Raw genomic sequence first — 18,070 nt, forward strand, 5'->3', positions numbered from 1 at the left:
GTCGGAGTGTGCGGTCATTTCTCTGGAAATATTTCAGAGCCAGAGCCAGAGCCAGAGCCAGAGCGCACTGTGTAGGAGCGGACCTTGTCCGCGAAATCCATCAGGGTGGCATTCACTGCGAGGCTTCGGCGCATAACCTGTTCCAGGTTATGCGCCCTACGCTTGTGCCGGCGGCAGGAAGAGATCAGAGCTCGATATCGTCGCGGATCAGCACGCAGGTGCAGCCGTCTTCGTCTTCGCGCCAGTCGTGGAGGAAGTACATCTGGATCTTGCCGCCGTCCATCACTGCCAGGTAGTCGCCCACTTCCGGGACGAAGAAGGCGGAGGTGCCGGGCTGGGCTTCGCACTCGATGCGAACGCTGAAGAACAGCGCCGGGTCGGCGTCGTCGAAGAAGTCTTCGCGCTCGGCTGCGTCCCATTCGGTGGGGGGGTCGAAGGGGCCGAGGAAGAGCACCTTGGCATCACCCATGTCCTGTTCTTCGGCATCCGGGTCGTTGTCGTCCGGGCGGTAGACGGTGGCGTCCAGCGCGCTGCTGTCGGCGAGGATGGCCTGGCGTGCGGCCATGCGCTGTTGCGGATCGACGCCGGCGTCGGCGCAGAGCTGGTTCCAGAGGGTTTCGGCTTGGGTGGACATGTTGGCTCCCGCTCGTGCGGCCGGTTCAAAGGCCGATAGTGTCCGGGACGGGGCGGCACAGATCAATGGGAACTGCTCCTACAGGTCAGGCACTTGCGAAGCAGGTGCCGTTCATTCGCTTTTCAGGCCGTACTTCTTCACCTTGTCGAACAGCGTGGTCTTGGCCATGCCCAGGGCGTGCGCGGCCTGGCTGAGGTTGCCGGCGTGGCGTTCGAGGGCGGTGGACAGCAGGCTCCTCTCGAAGGCTTCCACGGCCTCGGCGAAGCGCGGTTCGCCGGCGTCCGGGCCGAGGTTGCCGCCGGCCAGCACCGGCAGGCCGAGGGCGAAGCGTTCGGCGACGTTGCGCAGTTCGCGTACGTTGCCCGGCCAGTCGTGGGCCATCAGGGTGGCGGCGGTGGCGTTGTCGATGGCCGGCGCCGGCCGGTCGAAGCGCAGCGAGGACTGCTGCAGGAAGTGCTCGAAGAGCATCAGGATGTCTTCGCGACGCTCACGCAGCGGTGGCAGGTTCAGGGTGATGACGTTGAGGCGGTAGTAGAGGTCGCTGCGGAAGCTGCCTTCGCGACCCATGGCGGCGAGGTCGGACTTGGTCGCGGCAATCACCCGGCAGTCGACGCGGATCAGTTCGTTGGAGCCCAGGCGTTCCAGCTGCTGTTCCTGCAGCACGCGCAGCAGCTTGATCTGCAGGTTCAGCGGCATGCTCTCGATCTCGTCGAGGAACAGGCTGCCGCCGTCGGCGTGTTCGATCTTGCCGATCCGCCGTTTGCCGGCGCCGGTGAAGGCGTGGGCCTCGTGGCCGAAGATTTCGCTGTCGATCAGGCTTTCCGGCAGGCCGCCGCAGTTGAGCGCGACGAAGGGCTTGGGCTGGCGCCGGCTGGAGTCGTGCAGGCAGCGCGCGACCAGTTCCTTGCCGGTGCCGGTCTCACCTTCGATGAGCACGTTGGCGGAGGTGTCGGCGACGTTGGCGATCAGTTCACGCAGCGCCTGCATGGCCGGCGAACGGCCGATCAGCCGGCTTTCCAGTGCCTGTTTGCCGGCGAGCTGGCGGCGCAGCTGGCTGACTTCACGGGTCAGCGCGCGCTGGGCGAGGGCGCGGCGCGCGGTGTCGACCAGCTTCTCGGGGGAGAAGGGTTTTTCCATGAAGTCGTAGGCGCCGTCGCGCATGGCCTTGACCGCCATGGCGATGTCGCCGTGACCGGTGATCAGTACCACCGGCAGGCTGGGGTCGCGTTCCTTGAGCTTTTCCAGCAGTTGCAGGCCATCCATGCCGGGCATGCGGATGTCGCTGACGACGATGCCGGGGAAGTCGGCGCCGACCTTTTTCAACGCTTCCTCGGCGCTGCCCACGCTGTCGGTCTCGATGTCTTCCAGGGCCAGCGCCTGCTGGCAGCCGAGGCGCACGTGGGGGTCGTCCTCGACGATCAGGACGCGCAGGGATGGGTCGCTCATGCGGGTGTCTCCATGGCCGGTAGCAGCGGCAGGTGCAGCTCGAAGGCGGTGCCGCCGGCCTCCGGGTAGGTCACGCCGAGGCTGCCGCCGGCGGCGGTGGCGAGGCTGGCCGAAAGGGTCAGGCCCAGGCCCAGGCCGAGTTCGCCGGGCTTGGTGGTGAAGAAGGGTTCGAACAGGTGCTGGCGCTGATCCTGCGGGATGCCGGGGCCGTTGTCGCGGACCACCAGGCGGTAGTGGCCGTCGCCTTCGCTGCGGCCTTCCAGCCAGAGCTGGCGGTCGTCCTGCGGGCGCATGGCGTCGAGGGCGTTGGCGATCAGGTTGACCAGGATCTGTTCCAGGCGCGTCTGGTCGATGGCCAGACACGCGTCGGGGTAGTCACGGTGCAGGGTCACCGGCACTTCGGACAGGCGCCCCTGCAGCACCATCACGGCGGCGTCCACCGCCTTGCTCAGGGTCGCCTGGCCGTGATCGTCGGCGCGCCGGGCGAAGGCGCGCAGGCTGGCGGTGATACGGCCCATGCGGTCGACCATTTCGGCGATGGCTTCGAGGTTGCTGCTGGCGACGTCCAGCTTGCCACGCTCGAGGAAGCGCACGCTGTTGCTCGACAGGGTGCGCAGCGCCGCCAGCGGCTGGTTGAGTTCGTGGGCGATGCTGGTGGACATCTGCCCGATCACCGCCAGCTTGCCGGCCTGGACCAGGCGGTCCTGGGCCTTGCGCAGGGTGTCCTCGGCCTGCCGGCGTTCGCGGATCTGTTCGCGCAGGTGCTGGTTGCTGGCGCGCAGGTCGGCGGTGCGCTCGGCAATGCGCCGCTCCAGGGCGTTGTTGGCCTGCTCCAGCGCCTCACGGGCGGCGAGGCGGGTGGCGATGACCTTGCGCCGTTCGTTCCAGGCGATCAGCAGGAAGGCGAACAGGGCGAAGCCGACGGCGGCCAGCACGCCGTGCATCAGTGCTTCGCGGCGCAGGTCGGCGAGCGGGGTGAGCAGGGTGAAGTTCCACGGCGTGTCGCTGAGCTGGCGCGTCTGCATCAGGTAGCTGAGCGGCTTGTGGCTGTCGGCGTGTTCGCCCGGCGGGAAGCTGATTTCCTCGACCCCTTCACCGAGGGGGTTGCGCGACAGCGGTTGCCATTCGTTGAGCGCCCACCAGTAGTACTGCAGGCTGCGGGCGAGGCGTTCCTTGTCCTGGTCGCTGAGCGGACGCACGGCCTTCAGGCGCAGGGCCGGGTCGCTGGAGAGGATGATGATGCCGTTCTCGTCGCTGACGAAGGCCTGCAGACGCGCCTTCTCCCAGCGTTCTTCGAGGGATTCCATGCGCACCTTGACCACCGCGACGCCGACAATCCTGCCGCCATGCACGAGGCCGTGGGCGAGGTAGTAACCGGGCTCGCCGGTGGTGCTGCCGATACCGTAGAAGCGGCCGGGGCGGCCGTTCACCGCTTCCTGGAAATAGGCGCGGAAGGACAGGTCTTCACCCAGGTAGCTGTCGGCGTCCTGCCAGTTGCTGGTGGCCAGCACGCGGCCTGAGGTGTCCAGCAGGTAAACGGCGCGGCTGCCGGCGCGGCGGTTGAGGCCTTCCAGGTAGTGGTTGACGCGGTCGCGGTGCAGCGGCGTCGGGTCCACCAGCAGGCGGCTGACGCTGCTTTCGAGTTCCAGCAGGCTGGGCAGGTAGGTGTAGCGGCTGATCTCGCTTTCCACGCCACGGGCGTGCAGTTCCAGCTGGCGTTCGCCGCTCTCGATCAGGCTGCGGGTGCCGGCGCCTTCGCTGATCAGGTAGCCGCCGTAGCCGAAGCCCAGGGTGAGCAGGAGCAGCAGGAGGGGCAACAGGTAGTTGCGCACGAGGCGTGGCTTCACGGTGAGCGGCGACGGCAATGGGCTGGAAGCGCATTGCAGCACAGTCGCCGGGGCCGAACCAGCCCAACGCCGGGGGGCGGCGATGGACTGGCTCGGATACCACACGGTGCGTCTGCCAGGGGTTAGGGTTTGACCACCATGCCGACGCCGCGGCCGCGCGGATCGGAGGCGGTTTCCAGGGCCTTGCCGTTGACACGGATGGCCTGGATGTCACCCATGTTCCAACCCTGGTCTTCCAGGGTGTAGCCCATGGCTTTGAGCTCGTCGGCAACCTTGCCGGTGAGCGGCGCGTAAGCGTCGTAGTAGATGGTGTCCTTGGGCAGCAGCTGGTGATGCACGCGCTGCGCGGCGACTGCCTTCTCCAGGGGCAGGTGGAAGTCGTAGACGTTGTTCAGCACCTGGAAGATCGAGGTGAAGATCCGCGAGCCGCCGGGGGTGCCTAGCACCAGGCTGACGTGGCCGTCGCGGGTGACGATGCTCGGGCTCATGGACGAGAGCATGCGTTTGCCCGGCTCAATGGCGTTGGCGTCGCTGCCCACAACGCCGAAGGCGTTGGCCACGCCGGGCTTGGAGCTGAAGTCGTCCATCTCGTCGTTGAGCAGGAAGCCGGCGCCCTTGACCACCACGCCGCTGCCGAAGTCCCAGTTGAGGGTGTAGGTGTTGCTGACGGCGTTGCCGTCCTTGTCGACGATGGAGAAGTGCGTGGTCTGGTGCGGCTCAAGACCGGGGCGGACTTTCTCGGTGGCCGAGATGGCGTCCGGGTTCACTTCCTTGGCGCGCTTGGCAATGTATTTTGCATCGGTCAGCTGGGCCACCGGCACCTTGGAGAACTGCGGGTCGCCCAGGTAGTCGGCGCGGTCGGCGAACACGCGCTTCTCGATTTCCGCGAGCAGGTGGATGTACTTGGCGGAGTTCAGCTCGAGGCCCTTGAAGTCCGCGGCGCGCTGTTCCTTGATGCCGATCAGCTGGGCCAGGGCGATGCCGCCGGAGCTGGGCAGCGGCGCGGTGTAGAGGGTGTTGCCCTGCCAGTCGACGCGCATCGGCTCGCGCCACTTGGCTTCGTAGGTGCTGAGGTCGTCGGCGGTGACCAGGCCACCGTCCTGCTTCATCTGCGCGACCAGCAGCTTGGCGGTCTCGCCCTTGTAGAAGTCGTCCGGGCCCTTGTCGGCGATGCGCTCCAGGGTCTTGGCCAGTTCCGGCTGCTTGAAGGTCTCGCCCGGCTTCATGGTGCCGAAGTAGTCGCCGAAATTGGTCTTGCCGTTGAACAGCGCGATGGCGTCCTGACGGTACTGGTACTGCTGGTCGGCGACCTTGAAGCCGCTCTGCGCGTAACCGATGGCCGGGGTCAGCAGTTCGCTCCACTTCAGCTTGCCGAAGCGCTTGTGCGCTTCCCACAGGCCCATCACGGTACCCGGCACGCCGGCGGCCTTGGCGCCGACCAGGCTGAGGTTCTCGATGACCTCGCCCTTGTCGTTCAGGTACATGGTCCTGGTCGCCGCCTTCGGGGCGATCTCGCGGTAGTCGAGGAAGTACGGTTTGCCGTCGACGTACAGGGTCATGAAACCGCCGCCGCCGATGTTGCCGGCTTCGGGGTAGGTGACCGCGAGGGTGAAGGCGGTGGCAACCGCGGCGTCGACGGCGTTGCCGCCTTTCTTGAGGATCTCGGCGGCGACTTTCGCGCCGTACTGGTCAGGGGAGGCGACCGCGCCGCCGTCGAGGGTGACGGCGAACACCGAGGTACTCGCCGCGAGGATCGCGACGCCCAGGGGCAGTTTGCTGAAGTGGAACACGCGCATGGAACTTCCTTATTTATTCTTGTGCTTGCGGTGAGGTTGAAAGCCCCGGCGAGCCGGGGCGTTCGGGTGAATCAGAGCGGGCGGCTCAGTGCGGCAGGATCTTGGCGAGGAACTGTTGGGTACGCTCGGCGCGGTTCTGCAGGTCGCCGAAGAATTCCTCCTTCGGGCAGTCCTCGACGATCTGCCCGCGGTCCATGAAGATCACCCGGTCGGCGACCTTGCGCGCAAAGCCCATCTCGTGGGTCACGCACATCATGGTCATGCCTTCGTGGGCGAGCTGGACCATCACGTCGAGCACCTCGTTGACCATCTCCGGGTCGAGCGCCGAGGTCGGTTCGTCGAACAGCATGACGATCGGGTCCATGGCCAGGGCGCGGGCGATTGCCACGCGCTGCTGCTGGCCGCCGGAAAGCTGGCCGGGGTGCTTGTGCGCATGGGCCTTGAGGCCGACGCGGTCGAGCAGCTTCATGCCCTTGTCCAGCGCCTCTTCCTTGCTCCGCCCGAGCACCTTGCGCTGGGCGATGGTGAGGTTCTCGGTGATGGTCAGGTGCGGGAACAGCTCGAAGTGCTGGAACACCATGCCGACCCGCGAGCGCAGTTTCGGCAGGTCGGTCTTCGGGTTGGCGATGGAGGTGCCGTCGACGGTGATGTCGCCCTTCTGGAAGGGTTCCAGCGCGTTGACGCACTTGATCAGGGTCGACTTGCCCGAGCCGGACGGCCCGCAGACCACCACCACTTCACCCTTGGCGACCTTGGTATTGCAGTCGGTGAGCACCTGGAAGTCGCCGTACCACTTGCTGACGTTATCGATGGAGATCATACGGTTAACCTTTTCTGCAGGCGCTTCACACCGAAGGACGCGGCGAAGCTGATGACGAAGTAGACGAGTCCGGCGAAGATCAGGAACTCATGGGGCTGGCCGATGATGTCGCCACGGGAGCGGGCGGCGTTGAGGAAGTCCATCAGGCCGACGCTGTAGACCAGCGAGGTGTCCTGGAACAGGATGATGCTCTGCTGCAGCAGCAGCGGGGTCATCTTGCGGAATGCCTGGGGCAGGATGATCAGGCGCATGGACTGGCCGTAGGTCATGCCCAGCGCGTAGGACGCGCCGATCTGCCCCTTGGGGATGGCCTGGATGCCGGCGCGGACGATCTCGCAGTAGTACGCCGCCTCGAACATCATGAAGGCCACCAGGCACGAGGTGAACGCGCCCACGGGAGTGTCCTGGCCGGTGATCCAGCGCAGGATGAACGGCACCGCGAAGTAGAACCAGGTGATCACCAGCAGCAGCGGGATCGAACGGAAGTAGTTCACGTAGAAGCCGGCGATGTTCGCCAGCAGCTTGCTGCTCGACAGTCGCATCAGCGCGAGGATGGTGCCCAGCACCACGCCGCCCAGCACGCCCAGCACCATCAGCTGCAGGGTGGTGAGCATGCCTTCCCAGAGGCCGGGGAGGGCGGGGACGATCTGACTGAAGTCCATCATTTACCTCCCACGGAGATCAGGCCGGGCACCGCGACCTTGCGCTCGACGAAGCGCATGATCAGCATCAGGCTCATGTTCAGGGTGAAGTAGATCGCCGTGGCCAGGGTGAAGGCCTCGAACAGGTTGGCGCTGAATTCGGCGGTCTGCTTGGTCTGCGCCAGCAGCTCCATGAGGCCGATCAGCGAGGCCACCGAGGAGTTCTTGAAGACGTTGAGGAATTCCGAGGTCAGCGGCGGAATGATGATGCGGAAGGCCTGCGGCAGCAGCACGTGGCGGTAGATCGACGGCAGGCGGAAGCCCACGGCGCTGGCGGCGGCGAGCTGGCCCTTGGGCAGCGCCTGGATGCCGGTGCGCACCTGCTCGCAGACCCGCGCGGCGGTGAACAGGCCCAGGCACACGACAACGCTGATGAAGGCCGAGGTTTCCGGGGCGATGCCCAGCTTGAACCAGTCCTGGATCGGCTGCGGCAGGTAGTCCGGTACGAAGAAGTACCAGAGGAACAGTTGCACCAGCAGCGGCACGTTGCGGAACAGCTCCACGTAGGCCGTGGCGATGCCCGACAACCAGCGGTTGGGCAGGGTGCGCATCACGCCCAGCAGCGAGCCGAGCGCCAGGGCGATGACCCAGGCCGCGAGCGAGACGGCGATGGTCCAGCCCAGGCCGGTGATGTACCAGTCCAGGTAGCGTTCGTCGCCAATCCCGGTGGACTTGAAGAACACGCCCCAGTCCCAGTTGTAATCCATGACGGGTTTCCCCTCGATAGCTTTGCACGGTGGCTTGTTGCGGTACGGGGCCGGACGCGGGCGCAAGGCCGCCCGCCACCCGCGGGTAGCGGGCGTTCCGGCATCGTCATCAGGAGTAGTGGGCTCGGGAGCGCTGGCGTGCGCTCCCGAGCCCCCGCGTGGCTACGCCTTGTGGGCGCAGCCGCGCGCGACCGTTACATCTGCTCGGCAGACTTGTCGGTCGGATTGGCGATCAGCTTCTTGAGCTCATCACTCATCGGGAAGTTGAGGTTCAGGTTCTTCGGCGGGATGGGCTGCATGAACCACTTGTCGTAGATCTTGTTCACTTCACCCGAGGCGAAGGTGTCGGAGATGGCCTTGTCGACCACCTTCTTGAACGGTGCGTCGCCCTTGCGAACCATGCACGCGTAGATCTCGTAGGACTGCGGCTTGCCGACCACGTGCCAGTCGTCGGGCTTCTTGGCCTTGGCCATTTCGCCGTAGAGCAGCGCGTCGTCCATCATGAAGGCCACGGCGCGGCCGGATTCGAGCATCAGGAAGGACTCGCCATGGTCCTTGGCCGAGATGATGTTCATGCCCATCTTCTGGTCGGCGTTCATCTGCTTGAGCAGGCGCTCGGAGGTGGTGCCGGCGGTGGTCACCACGTTCTTGCCCTTGAGGTCCGGGAAGTCGTTGATGCCCGAGCTGGTCTTGGTCAGCAGGCGGGTGCCGACCTCGAAGATGCCGACGGAGAAGTCGACCTGCTTCTGGCGCTCGAGGTTGTTGGTGGTGGAGCCGCACTCGATGTCCACGGTGCCGTTCTGCACCAGCGGGATACGGGTCTGGGAGGTCACCAGGTTGTAGCGCACCTTCAGGTCGGGAGCGTTCAGCTCTTTCTTCAGGGCTTCGACGACCTTGATCTGCAGGTCGTGGGAATAACCTTCCGGCTGGCGGGGATCGCTGCCGAGGTAGGAGAAGGGGATGGAGGCGTCACGGTGGCCGAGGACGATGGTGCCGGAGTCCTTGATCTTCTTCAGGGTACCGGTGAGTTCTTCGGCGACGACGGGAGTGGCGAGCAGGGCCGCGACAATGGCGACGCCCAACGCACGGGGTGCGAAACGCATGGAGACTACCTCGACTGGTTGTGTTTGTTATTCAGTCCTGCGCCGGCGAGGCTCACTCCAGGCCGGTCGCATGTTCCAGAGGTGTAGAGCAGGCTCCGTGCCAAAGCGTTCAGTTTTTATTAACTTGTTGAATTTAAACGATTATTTGAATGGTTCTACGCGCCAGGCGGCCGCGCGATGTTCGGCTTTTCGGATTTTCACGTTATTGGCGTTCGGATATCCGAACGAAGACTGGGCTCAGGCGTCCGGCTGGCCGGCCCACTGGCCACGCTGGAACGGCTGGTCGCGGTCGGCCAGGTGGGCGGCGATGCGCTCCAGCAACTGGTGGGTTGGCGCGCGTACGCCGGTGACTGTCTGCGCCATGCCCAAAGCCAGAACCAACACCAGCAGCGCCGGGTTGAGGGGCGGCAGGCGGATGCGCGTGCCGCCGAGGAAGGCCGCGCTGGTGCCCAGGCCCAGCGCCAGGCCGGCGTAGACCTCGGCCGGTGAGTGCACGTGGATCGCCAGCCGCGACAGGCCGACCAGCACCGCCACCAGTGCGGCCACGGCTGCGGCGACGAGGCCGGCGCGCCGGGAACTGAACAGCTGCGCAGCGAGGGTCGGCAGCACCGCGCCGGCCATCATGCTGTGGCCTGAGATGCCGGTGAAGTTCAGGTTCGGAATCCCGATTCCCCAGCCCATGAAGGCCAGCTTCGAAGCTACCACCAGCGCGGTCGAGAAACCGAACAGCAGCACCCATAGCCCGGCCTTGGCGGTTTCGCGGCGATACAGCAGCCATACAAGGATGAACACGGCAGCGGGCGCGAGCAGGGAGCTGTCGCCGAGGCGGGTGATCAGGGGCCAGAAGTTCATGCTGCTTCGACAGGGGCGGGGAGACGGTCCGCCAACATAGCACGGCGCCTCCGCGTGCCGTGCGTGACCGGGTTCAATCCACCTCGGCACGCTGACCGACGGCCTGTTCCTCGCTGCGCAGCAGCTCGCGCTTGCGCGGCAGGCCCCAGCGGTAGCCGCCCTCGCCGCTGCCGCCAACCACCCGGTGACAGGGCACCAGCAGGCCGACGTTGTTGCTGGCGCAGGCGCGGGCGATGGCGCGCGGGTGGGTGCCCAGCTCCTCGGCCAGCTCGCCGTAGCGTCGCGTCTCGCCGCTGGGAATGCGCGTGAGGGCGCGCCAGACGCGCAGCTGGAAGGCGCTGCCGTGGAGGTCCAGCGGCAGGTGTGCGGCCTGCTCGGGTTCCTCCAGCTGGGTAATCACCTCGCGCAACCAGTCGCCCAGTCCGGCGTCGTCGCGGTGGCGTTCGGCGGCAGTGAAGCGCTCGGCGAGCTGGCGCTCCAGTTCGCCGGCCTCATCGGCGAAGAGCAGGGCGCACACGCCCTTGTCGGTAGCCGCCAGCAGCACCAGCCCGAGCGGACAGGGTGCGATGGCATAGCGCAGACGCTCGCCGGCGCCTTTCTGCCGGCGTTGCGCGGGGCTCAGCGGCGTGGCGCTTTCATAAAGGGCGCGGGTGCCGGAGTAGCCGGCCTCAAGTGCAGCATCGAGCACCGAGCGCGCTTGTGGCAGGACCGCGGCCAGGCGCTGCTCGCGGCGGGATTCTGCCCAGGCTCTCGGGGTGAGGCCGGTGCGAGCCTTGAAAGCGCGGGCCAGATGCGAGGCAGACAGGCCGATGCGGCTGGACAGCTCGTCCAGAGTCAGCGGCTTTTCGGCCCTGTCGAGCAGCCCGCAGGCCGCAGCGACCAGAGCATCGAGCTGCTCACGGGGGCTCGGGCCGCGTGGCGAGCAGCGCTTGCACGGACGGAAGCCGGCGGCTTCGGCCGCTTCGGGGGCGGCGTGGAAGGCCACGTTTTCCCTGGATGGCCGGCGTGCCGGGCAGTTCGGCCGGCAGTAGACGCCCGTGGAACGCACGCTGAAAACGAATCGCCCCTCGTAGCGCTCATCGCGCTCGCAGACCGCCTGCCAGCAGCGCTCGGGGTCAAGTCGGGTGGTCGTCATGGCCGCTCTCCGGGCAATGGCTGTTGGGGCGATTGTCCGTCCCGGCAGGCAGGGCAGCAATCCGCATCGCGTTTTCAAACTCGAAGCGCGGCGGCAGGGACTACGCTTGCTGGGTATTCCCTGAAGAAGACCCCATGCCCTTGCGCCGATTCTGCCTGTGCTGCTTTCTGCTGCTGCTCGCGCTGTGCGCCCAATCCCGTGCCGCGAGCCTGGAGCTGAGCGAGAAGGAGCGAGCTTTCATCGCGGCCCACGAGCCGATCCGCGTCGGCCTGTTCCGTGCCGGCTGGCCGCCGTTCGAGGTGATCGACGAGTTCGACCAGTTCCACGGCATCAGCGCTGACTACCTGCAACTGCTGTCCGAGCGTCTGGGCATGAAGGTCCAGCCAGTGCTCTATAACACCTGGGAGGAAGTGCTGGCGGCGGTGAAGGCCGGCGAGGTGGACCTGCTGCCGTCCATGGCCGCCACCGACGAGCGCCAGCGCTTCCTGAGCTTCACCCAGCCCTACGTCACCACCAGCAGCCTGATCTTCGCCCGGCGCGACAGCACCATCCGCACGCTGGACGATCTGTCCGGACGACGCGTGGCGGTGGAGCAGGGCTATGCCGTCCATGAGTTGCTGAGCAAGGCGGTACCGGGGATCGACTTCGTGCTGGTGGAGGATTCCCCCAGCGCGCTCAAGGCGGTCTCCACCGGGCGCGCCGATGCCTATGTCGGCAACCTTATCGCCACCACCTTCCTGATCGAGCAGCTCAGCCTGTCCAACATGGAGGTGCGCGGCGACAGCGGGCTGGGCAACAGCCAGGTGCGTTTCGCCACGCGCAAGGCGCTGGAGCCGCTGGTACCGCTGCTGGACCGTGCGCTGGGCAACATCACCCGCAACGAGCAGGAGGCGATCCAGGCTCGCTGGCTGCCGTCGCTGGATGTCTTCGACTGGATGAACCTGCTGCAGATCGCCTGGCCGTGGGTGGTGGGTTTCCTCGCATTGCTGACCTTCGTACTGGTGTGGAACCGCCGGTTGTCGATCCAGGTGGCCGAGCGCGCCCGCGCCGAGGCGGAGGAGCGGCGCCAGCGCAGTACCCTGCTGGCGCTGATCAACTCGATCCCCGACCCGATCTGGTTCAAGGACACCCAGGGCTGCTACCTGGGGGTCAACCAGGCGTTCGCCGACTGCCTGGGGCGCGCGCCGGAGGACATAGTCGGCTGCAGTGACCAGCAGCTGTTCAGCCGCGCCGCCGGCGCCGGACGCCAGGAGCGCGACCGCCAGGCGCTGACTGAGCGCGAGCCTTACGCCAGCGAGGGCTGGGTGGTCTATCCCGATGGCCGGCGGGTGCTCTTCGATACCCTGCGCAGCGCCTTCCACGACGACCAGGGGCGGTTGCTCGGTCTGGTGGGCGTCAGCCGCGACGTCACCGCGCGCAAGTCCACCGAGCTGGCGCTGGCCGAGGCCCGCGACCTGGCCGAAGAGGCCGCGCAACTCAAGAGCGACTTCCTGGCCAACATGAGCCACGAGATCCGCACGCCGCTGAACATCATCATCGGCCTGGCCCACCTGCTCCAGGAAACCACCCTGGACCCGCAACAGGTGGACTACCTGGGCAAGATCCAGGGGTCGGGCCAGTACCTGCTGGAGCTGATCAGCGACATCCTCGACCTGTCCCGGGTGGAGGCCGGCAAGCTGGAGTTCGAGCACATCGGCTTCGACCTGGAGCGCCTGCTCGGCGAGCTGTTCGACCTGTTCAACATCCGTGCCGCGAGCAAGGGCCTGGCGGTGCGCTGCGAGATCGACCCACGGGTGCCCGCCCAGGTCGTGGGCGATTCGCTGCGCCTGCGGCAGATCCTGATGAACTACGGCAACAACGCGCTGAAATTCACCGAACAGGGCGAAGTGGTGCTGATCGTCCGCCTGGAAGACGAGGACGAAGACAGCCTGCAGCTCTACTTCGCCTTCCGCGACACCGGTATCGGCATCACCGAGCCGCAGCAGGAGCGTCTGTTCGAGTCCTTCCAGCAGGCGGACAGCTCCATCACCCGCCGGTATGGCGGGTCCGGCCTGGGCCTGGCGATCTGCAAGAAGCTGGCGGAGGCGATGGGCGGCAGCGTCGGGGTGGAGAGCGAGCCGAACCGCGGCAGCCTGTTCTGGTGCCGGCTGCCCATGGGCCGGGTGGACGACTCGGTCAGCCTGAGCCTGCAGAACATCAGCCACGAACCGCTGCCGGTGCCCCTGCTGCCGGCGGCCTCGGCCGCTCCGGCGCTGCTGGAGAATGGCAACGTCGCCGAGGTCGAGCAGGTCTGCCGGCGCCTGGCGCACCTGCTGGCGGCGGACGATCCGCGCGCCGGACGGTTGCTCGGCGAACGTGCAAGCCTGCTGCGCAGCGTCTTCAATGAGGGCTACGAAGGCATTGCCACGAGTGTGCGGCGTTTCGAGTTCGAGCGGGCCCTGGAAAGCCTGGTGAATCTCGCGAGGGAGCGCGACATCCGGATCTGACGGGCGATCGACAAGAAGGGTGTGACAGGAACACGCGGACAGGGCCGTGGTCCGATCCCCCATGGCATGTCACGAATCTGACCGATGCGAGGAGTTGCGATGGATAGCATGCTGGACCGGCCGGAGCAGGAGATGATCCTGGTGGTGGACGATCAGCCCGACAACCTGATGCTCATGAGCGAGCTGCTCATGGACCGCTATCAGGTGCGCGTCGCCTCCAGCGGCCCGAAGGCGCTGCGCCTGATGCAGGGCGAGCCGCGCCCGGACCTGGTGCTGCTCGACATCATGATGCCGGAGATGGACGGCTACGAAGTCTGCCGGCAACTCAAGGCCGACCCGATGACCCGCGATATTCCGGTGATCTTCCTCACCGGCATGGTCAGTGCCGCCGACGAGCAGAAAGGCCTGGACCTGGGCGCGGTGGACTACCTGACCAAGCCGATCAGCCCGCCGGTGACCCTGGCGCGTATCCGCGCGCACCTGAACCTCAAGGCCAACTCCGACTTCCTCCGTGACAAGAGCGAGTACCTGGAGCTGGAGGTGCGCCGCCGCGCCCGCGAGCTGCAGGCCATCCAGGACGCCACCCTGGAAGCCATGGCGACCCTCTGCGACCTGCGCGACAACCCCCACAGCAACCACCTGGTGCGCATCGAGCACTACATGCGCCTGCTGGGCAGTTCGCTGTCCCTGCACAATGAGTTCGCCGCCGAGCTGTCGGTGGAGAACATCGAGCTGCTGGTGCGCTCGGCGCAGCTGCACGACATCGGCAAGGTCGCCGTGCCTGACCGCATCCTGCACAGCCCTGGTCAGTTGGAAGAGGCCGACCGGCTGATCCTCGAAAGCCATACCACTGTCGGTCGCGACGCCCTGGCGGCAGCCGAGCGCAAGCTGGGCTCCCCGGCAGAATTTCTGCGTTTTGCCAAGGAAATCGCCTACAGCCACCACGAGCACTGGGACGGCAGCGGCTTCCCCGAGGGGCTGGCCGGCGAGCAGATTCCCCTGGGCGCGCGGATGCTTTCGCTGATCGACTGCTATGACGAACTCACCTGCCGCCATGCCTACCGCACTTCGCTGACTCCGGACGAAGCCGCCGAACGCATCAAGGCCGGCGCCGGCAGCCTGTTCGACCCGCGCGTGGCCGAGGCTTTCGGCGAGGTCGCCGAAGGCTTCGCCAATATCGCCCAGCGCTACGCCGACAGTGACGAGGCGCTGGGGCTGGAGCTGCAGCGGCTGGAAGACGCGGTGGTGGAAAGCATCGAGCTGACGCCGCCGGAACCCTGATCGCGCTGGGCGGTTGTCGAGGATTGCCGTATAAGGAGCGCAGCGCCCCAGAGAGGTACGCCAGGAAGCCTGATGAAAACCCCGAAACGCCTGGAGCCGTTGATCGAAGACGGCCTGATCGATGAAGTATTGCGCCCGCTGATGAGCGGCAAGGAAGCAGCGGTCTACGTGGTGCGCTGCGGCGCCGAACTGCGCTGCGCCAAGGTCTACAAGGAAGCCAACAAACGCAGCTTCCGCCAGGCCGCCGAATACCAGGAAGGCCGCAAGGTGCGTAACAGCCGCCAGGCCCGCGCCATGGCCAAGGGCACCAAGTACGGCCGTAAGGAACAGGAAGATGCCTGGCAGAACGCCGAGGTGGCCGCGCTGTTCCGCCTGGCCAACGCCGGTGTACGCGTCCCCAAGCCGTACGATTTCCTCGATGGCGTGCTGCTGATGGAGATGGTCGCCGACGAAGAGGGCGACGCCGCACCGCGCCTGAACGATGTGGTGATGGAACCCGAGCTGGCCCGCGACTTCCACGAATTCCTCATCCGCCAGATCGTCATGATGCTCTGTGCGGGCCTCGTGCATGGCGACCTGTCGGAATTCAACGTGCTGGTCGGCCCGGACGGCCCGGTGATCATCGACCTGCCGCAGGCTGTGGACGCCGCCGGCAACAACCACGCCTTCCGTATGCTCGAGCGCGACGTGGGTAACATGGCCGCCTACTTCGGCCGCTTCGCCCCGGAGCTGCGCTACACCCACTACGCCAAGGAAATGTGGGCCCTCTACGAGGACGGCAAGTTGCAGCCGGACACCCCACTGACCGGGCACTTCGATGATCCGGAAGACGAGGCGGACGTGGATTCGGTGCTGCGTGAAATTGCCGAGGCCATGCGCGAGCAGGAGCGCCGCGAAGCCGGCCGCGCCGCCCAGGATGCCCCGCAGCAACGCGACGAGCCGCCGCCCCCACCGTGGGAGCAGGCCTGAGCCCATTGCCCGGCGAGCCTGAGCTGCTCGCCCTGATCGCCGGGCAAGCCGAACGCCTGCACCTGCTGCGCGTAGTGCGCGACCATGGCCCGGAAGGCGCCTGGATCGCCGCCGGTTTCGTGCGCAACGCGGTGTGGGACGCCTTGCATGGCTATGGCGAACCCACGCCGCTCAGCGATATCGACGTGTTGTATTTCGCGACCGACAACCTGGAGCCCGAGGCGGACTACGCCTGGGAGAGCCGGCTGCTGGACGTCTGTCCGGAGGTTCCCTGGTCGGTGCGCAATCAGGCGCGGATGCACCTGCGCAATGGCGATGCGCCCTACAGGGATTGCGCCGATGCGATGTGCCGCTGGCCGGAGGTCTGCACGGCGGTAGCGCTGCGCCTGCGGGGGGATTCCCTGGAGCTGCTGGCGCCGCTGGGCATCGAGGACATCTGGGGGTTGCGCGTCCGCCCCACCGAGCACTTCCGCAGCAAGCCGCACCTCTACCGCGAGCGCATCGCCGCCAAGAACTGGCCGGCGCGCTGGCCGAAGCTGCGCATCGAATCCCTGTAAAAACCTGCTCGCGGATATCCCCGGCCTGCTCTGCGTAGGATGGGTATCGCTGCGCTCCACGCCATCCTACGTACGGTTCCTTCTTTGGCCTGGGCGCTGCTTGTCTGGATTCCCGCACGGTCCTGCGAAAAAACTGTAAGCCCACAACTGTATCCATACATTTCAGGCGTGGGCTGTTAGTTTTGCTGCATCCCACCGCGAGCGCTCTGCCATGCCCCTCCGCCACGTTCTCCTTGCCCTGTTGGTCACCCTGATCTGGGGCGTCAACTTCGTCGTGATCAAGGTTGGCCTGCACGACTTTCCGCCGCTGCTGTTCTGCGCCCTGCGCTTCGCCCTGGCGGCGCTGCCGCTGATCTTCCTGCGCGGCCCGCTGCCGGCGCCGTTCTGGCGCATCGTGCAGATCGGCGTACTGCTGGGCGTGGTCAAATTCGGCTTGCTCTTCGTCGGCATGCACATCGGCATGCCTGCCGGCCTGTCCTCGCTGGTGCTGCAGAGCCAGGTGTTCTTCACCGTGCTGATCGCCGCCGCCTTCCTCGGCGAGCGCCCCAGCCCGCGCGCACTGATCGGCCTGGCGCTGGCCGCCGGTGGCCTGCTGCTGATCGGCCTGGAACGGCCCATGGGCGACAGCCTGGTGGCCTTCCTGCTGGTGATTGCCGCGGCCCTGGCCTGGTCCTTCTCCAACATCGCCACCAAACGCTCCGGCGCCAGCGACATGCTGCGTCTGATCAGCTGGGTCAGCCTGATCCCGCCGCTGCCGCTGCTGGTTCTGTCGTGGATCTTCGAAGGCCAGGAAGCCATCGAGCACGCCGTGCTGAACATCAACTGGACCGGCGCAGGCGCGCTGCTCTACATCGCCTTCCTCGCCACCACCGTCGGCTTCGGCCTGTGGAGCTTCCTGCTGCGCCGCTACCCGGCCAGCCAGGTCACGCCCTTCGCTCTGGCCGTGCCGGTGTCGGGTCTGCTGTCGGGCTGGCTGTTCCTCGGTGAAGACCTCACCACCCAGGACTGGATGGCCTGCGTGCTGGTGTTCGTTGGCCTGGCGGTAACCGTGCTGCCGGCTTCGCTGTGGCGCCGCCGCGCGGTGGCCAGCGCGTAGGGCGCATAAAGCGGGACGCTTTATCCGCCGTTATCCGCCCTACGATCAGGTAGTCAGACTGCCTCGCCGAGGCGTTCCACTACCCACTGGTTGATGCTCTGGTTGCTCAGCTCCGCCTTGATCGCCACCTGCGCATGCAATTGCGGGTCGAGACGCAGGCTGAGCTTGCCGGAGAAGGGCCGCTGCGGCTCGCGACCGAGTCTTGCGCAGGTCGCCAGGTAGTCATCCACTGCTTCTTCGAACGCCCCGCGTAACTCGCTGACCGATTCGCCATGGAAACCGATGACATCGCGGATACCGGCGATATGACCAATGAACAGCCGGTCATCGTCGCTGTACTCGATCCGTGCGGCGTAGCCTAGGTATTTCATAGGGGTCATGGGTGGATTCCTGCCTGTTCGAGCAACGCTCGCGTGTCACGCACCTGGTAGGGCTTGGCCTCCTTGGCCGGGTGCGGGCGATGGAAGGTGGCGACTATGCCGTTCAGCTCGAAGCGCACCCGTGAGCCGTTGCCCTCTATCACCTGCGCACCGAGTGCGATCAGCAGCGATTCGATGCGAAGCCATTCCAGTGAAGCCGGGACGGGGAGGGTGAAGATCAGCTCCAGCGTCCGTCGATGCCGAGCATTCATCCTGTGCTC

At 66.4% G+C, this 18,070-nt stretch carries 16 protein-coding genes and 1 pseudogene; 5 read left to right on the forward strand and 12 right to left on the reverse strand.

The genetic code is table 11. The features are described from left to right. Window positions 1-184 precede the first annotated feature (184 nt). The 10 genes from J2T47_RS17355 to ada all read right to left on the reverse strand — a co-directional run bounded on the left by J2T47_RS17355 (window position 185) and on the right by ada (window position 11,041). On the reverse strand, window positions 185-634 hold the full coding sequence (locus tag J2T47_RS17355; protein WP_253449272.1) for a hypothetical protein: 450 nt from the start codon (window positions 632-634) through the stop codon (window positions 185-187). Between the two features lie 111 nt (window positions 635-745). Beyond that, entirely contained in the window at window positions 746-2,080 is a 1,335-nt protein-coding gene (locus tag J2T47_RS17360; RefSeq protein ID WP_253449275.1) for a sigma-54-dependent transcriptional regulator, read from the reverse strand. Continuing rightward, a complete protein-coding gene (locus tag J2T47_RS17365) occupies window positions 2,077-3,969 on the reverse strand; it encodes a sensor histidine kinase (protein WP_253449671.1) in 1,893 nt (630 codons plus the stop codon). The genes J2T47_RS17360 and J2T47_RS17365 overlap by 4 nt, the downstream gene beginning before the upstream one ends. Before the next feature lie 80 nt (window positions 3,970-4,049). Continuing rightward, window positions 4,050-5,723: a gamma-glutamyltransferase gene (ggt, locus tag J2T47_RS17370; protein WP_253449278.1), complete on the reverse strand. Its 1,674-nt coding sequence runs from the start codon at window positions 5,721-5,723 to the stop codon at window positions 4,050-4,052. An 85-nt stretch (window positions 5,724-5,808) separates the two neighbouring features. Continuing rightward, the gene (locus J2T47_RS17375) at window positions 5,809-6,543 is read right to left on the reverse strand and encodes an amino acid ABC transporter ATP-binding protein (protein ID WP_253449281.1); all 735 of its coding nucleotides are present in this window, start codon (window positions 6,541-6,543) and stop codon (window positions 5,809-5,811) included. After that, complete coding sequence (locus J2T47_RS17380; protein ID WP_253449284.1) at window positions 6,540-7,208, reverse strand: amino acid ABC transporter permease; 669 nt, start codon at window positions 7,206-7,208, stop codon at window positions 6,540-6,542. Before J2T47_RS17380 ends, J2T47_RS17375 begins: the two co-directional genes overlap by 4 nt. Then, window positions 7,205-7,951: an amino acid ABC transporter permease gene (locus J2T47_RS17385; RefSeq protein ID WP_081517282.1), complete on the reverse strand. Its 747-nt coding sequence runs from the start codon at window positions 7,949-7,951 to the stop codon at window positions 7,205-7,207. Before J2T47_RS17385 ends, J2T47_RS17380 begins: the two co-directional genes overlap by 4 nt. Window positions 7,952-8,145: 194 nt before the next feature. Continuing rightward, window positions 8,146-9,054: a glutamate/aspartate ABC transporter substrate-binding protein gene (locus J2T47_RS17390; RefSeq protein WP_065084484.1), complete on the reverse strand. Its 909-nt coding sequence runs from the start codon at window positions 9,052-9,054 to the stop codon at window positions 8,146-8,148. A gap of 237 nt (window positions 9,055-9,291) precedes the next feature. After that, complete coding sequence (locus J2T47_RS17395; RefSeq protein WP_253449287.1) at window positions 9,292-9,906, reverse strand: phosphatase PAP2 family protein; 615 nt, start codon at window positions 9,904-9,906, stop codon at window positions 9,292-9,294. Between the two features lie 73 nt (window positions 9,907-9,979). Further along, window positions 9,980-11,041 carry a bifunctional DNA-binding transcriptional regulator/O6-methylguanine-DNA methyltransferase Ada gene (gene ada / locus J2T47_RS17400; RefSeq protein WP_253449290.1) on the reverse strand — a complete coding sequence of 354 codons (1,062 nt, stop codon included), beginning with the start codon at window positions 11,039-11,041 and terminating at the stop codon, window positions 9,980-9,982. A 134-nt stretch (window positions 11,042-11,175) separates the two neighbouring features. Here ada and J2T47_RS17405 point away from each other — a divergent pair, with 134 nt between their 5' ends. The 5 genes and pseudogenes from J2T47_RS17405 to J2T47_RS17425 all read left to right on the forward strand — a co-directional run. Further along, window positions 11,176-13,527, forward strand: a complete 2,352-nt coding sequence (locus tag J2T47_RS17405) for an ATP-binding protein (RefSeq protein ID WP_253449294.1) — start codon at window positions 11,176-11,178, stop codon at window positions 13,525-13,527. Window positions 13,528-13,626: 99 nt separating this feature from the next. Beyond that, window positions 13,627-14,808, forward strand: a complete 1,182-nt coding sequence (locus tag J2T47_RS17410) for a two-component system response regulator (RefSeq protein WP_253449297.1) — start codon at window positions 13,627-13,629, stop codon at window positions 14,806-14,808. A 72-nt stretch (window positions 14,809-14,880) separates the two neighbouring features. After that, entirely contained in the window at window positions 14,881-15,777 is an 897-nt protein-coding gene (locus J2T47_RS17415) for a PA4780 family RIO1-like protein kinase (RefSeq protein WP_253449300.1), read from the forward strand. Window positions 15,778-15,782: 5 nt separating this feature from the next. Then, window positions 15,783-16,334, forward strand: a complete 552-nt coding sequence (locus J2T47_RS17420) for a nucleotidyltransferase family protein (RefSeq protein WP_253449303.1) — start codon at window positions 15,783-15,785, stop codon at window positions 16,332-16,334. 211 nt (window positions 16,335-16,545) lie between these two features. Continuing rightward, window positions 16,546-17,431: pseudogene (locus J2T47_RS17425) on the forward strand (EamA family transporter); the annotation flags it as partial. A gap of 52 nt (window positions 17,432-17,483) precedes the next feature. Here J2T47_RS17425 and J2T47_RS17430 read toward each other — a convergent pair. Continuing rightward, window positions 17,484-17,810: a type II toxin-antitoxin system HicB family antitoxin gene (locus J2T47_RS17430; protein ID WP_253449306.1), complete on the reverse strand. Its 327-nt coding sequence runs from the start codon at window positions 17,808-17,810 to the stop codon at window positions 17,484-17,486. After that, window positions 17,807-18,061 carry a type II toxin-antitoxin system HicA family toxin gene (locus J2T47_RS17435; RefSeq protein ID WP_253449309.1) on the reverse strand — a complete coding sequence of 85 codons (255 nt, stop codon included), beginning with the start codon at window positions 18,059-18,061 and terminating at the stop codon, window positions 17,807-17,809. Before J2T47_RS17435 ends, J2T47_RS17430 begins: the two co-directional genes overlap by 4 nt. Window positions 18,062-18,070: the final 9 nt, after the last annotated feature.

The sequence above is a fragment of the Pseudomonas nitroreducens genome, assembly GCF_024170165.1.
In the GTDB taxonomy this organism is placed as follows: Bacteria; Pseudomonadota; Gammaproteobacteria; order Pseudomonadales; family Pseudomonadaceae; genus Pseudomonas; species Pseudomonas nitroreducens_C.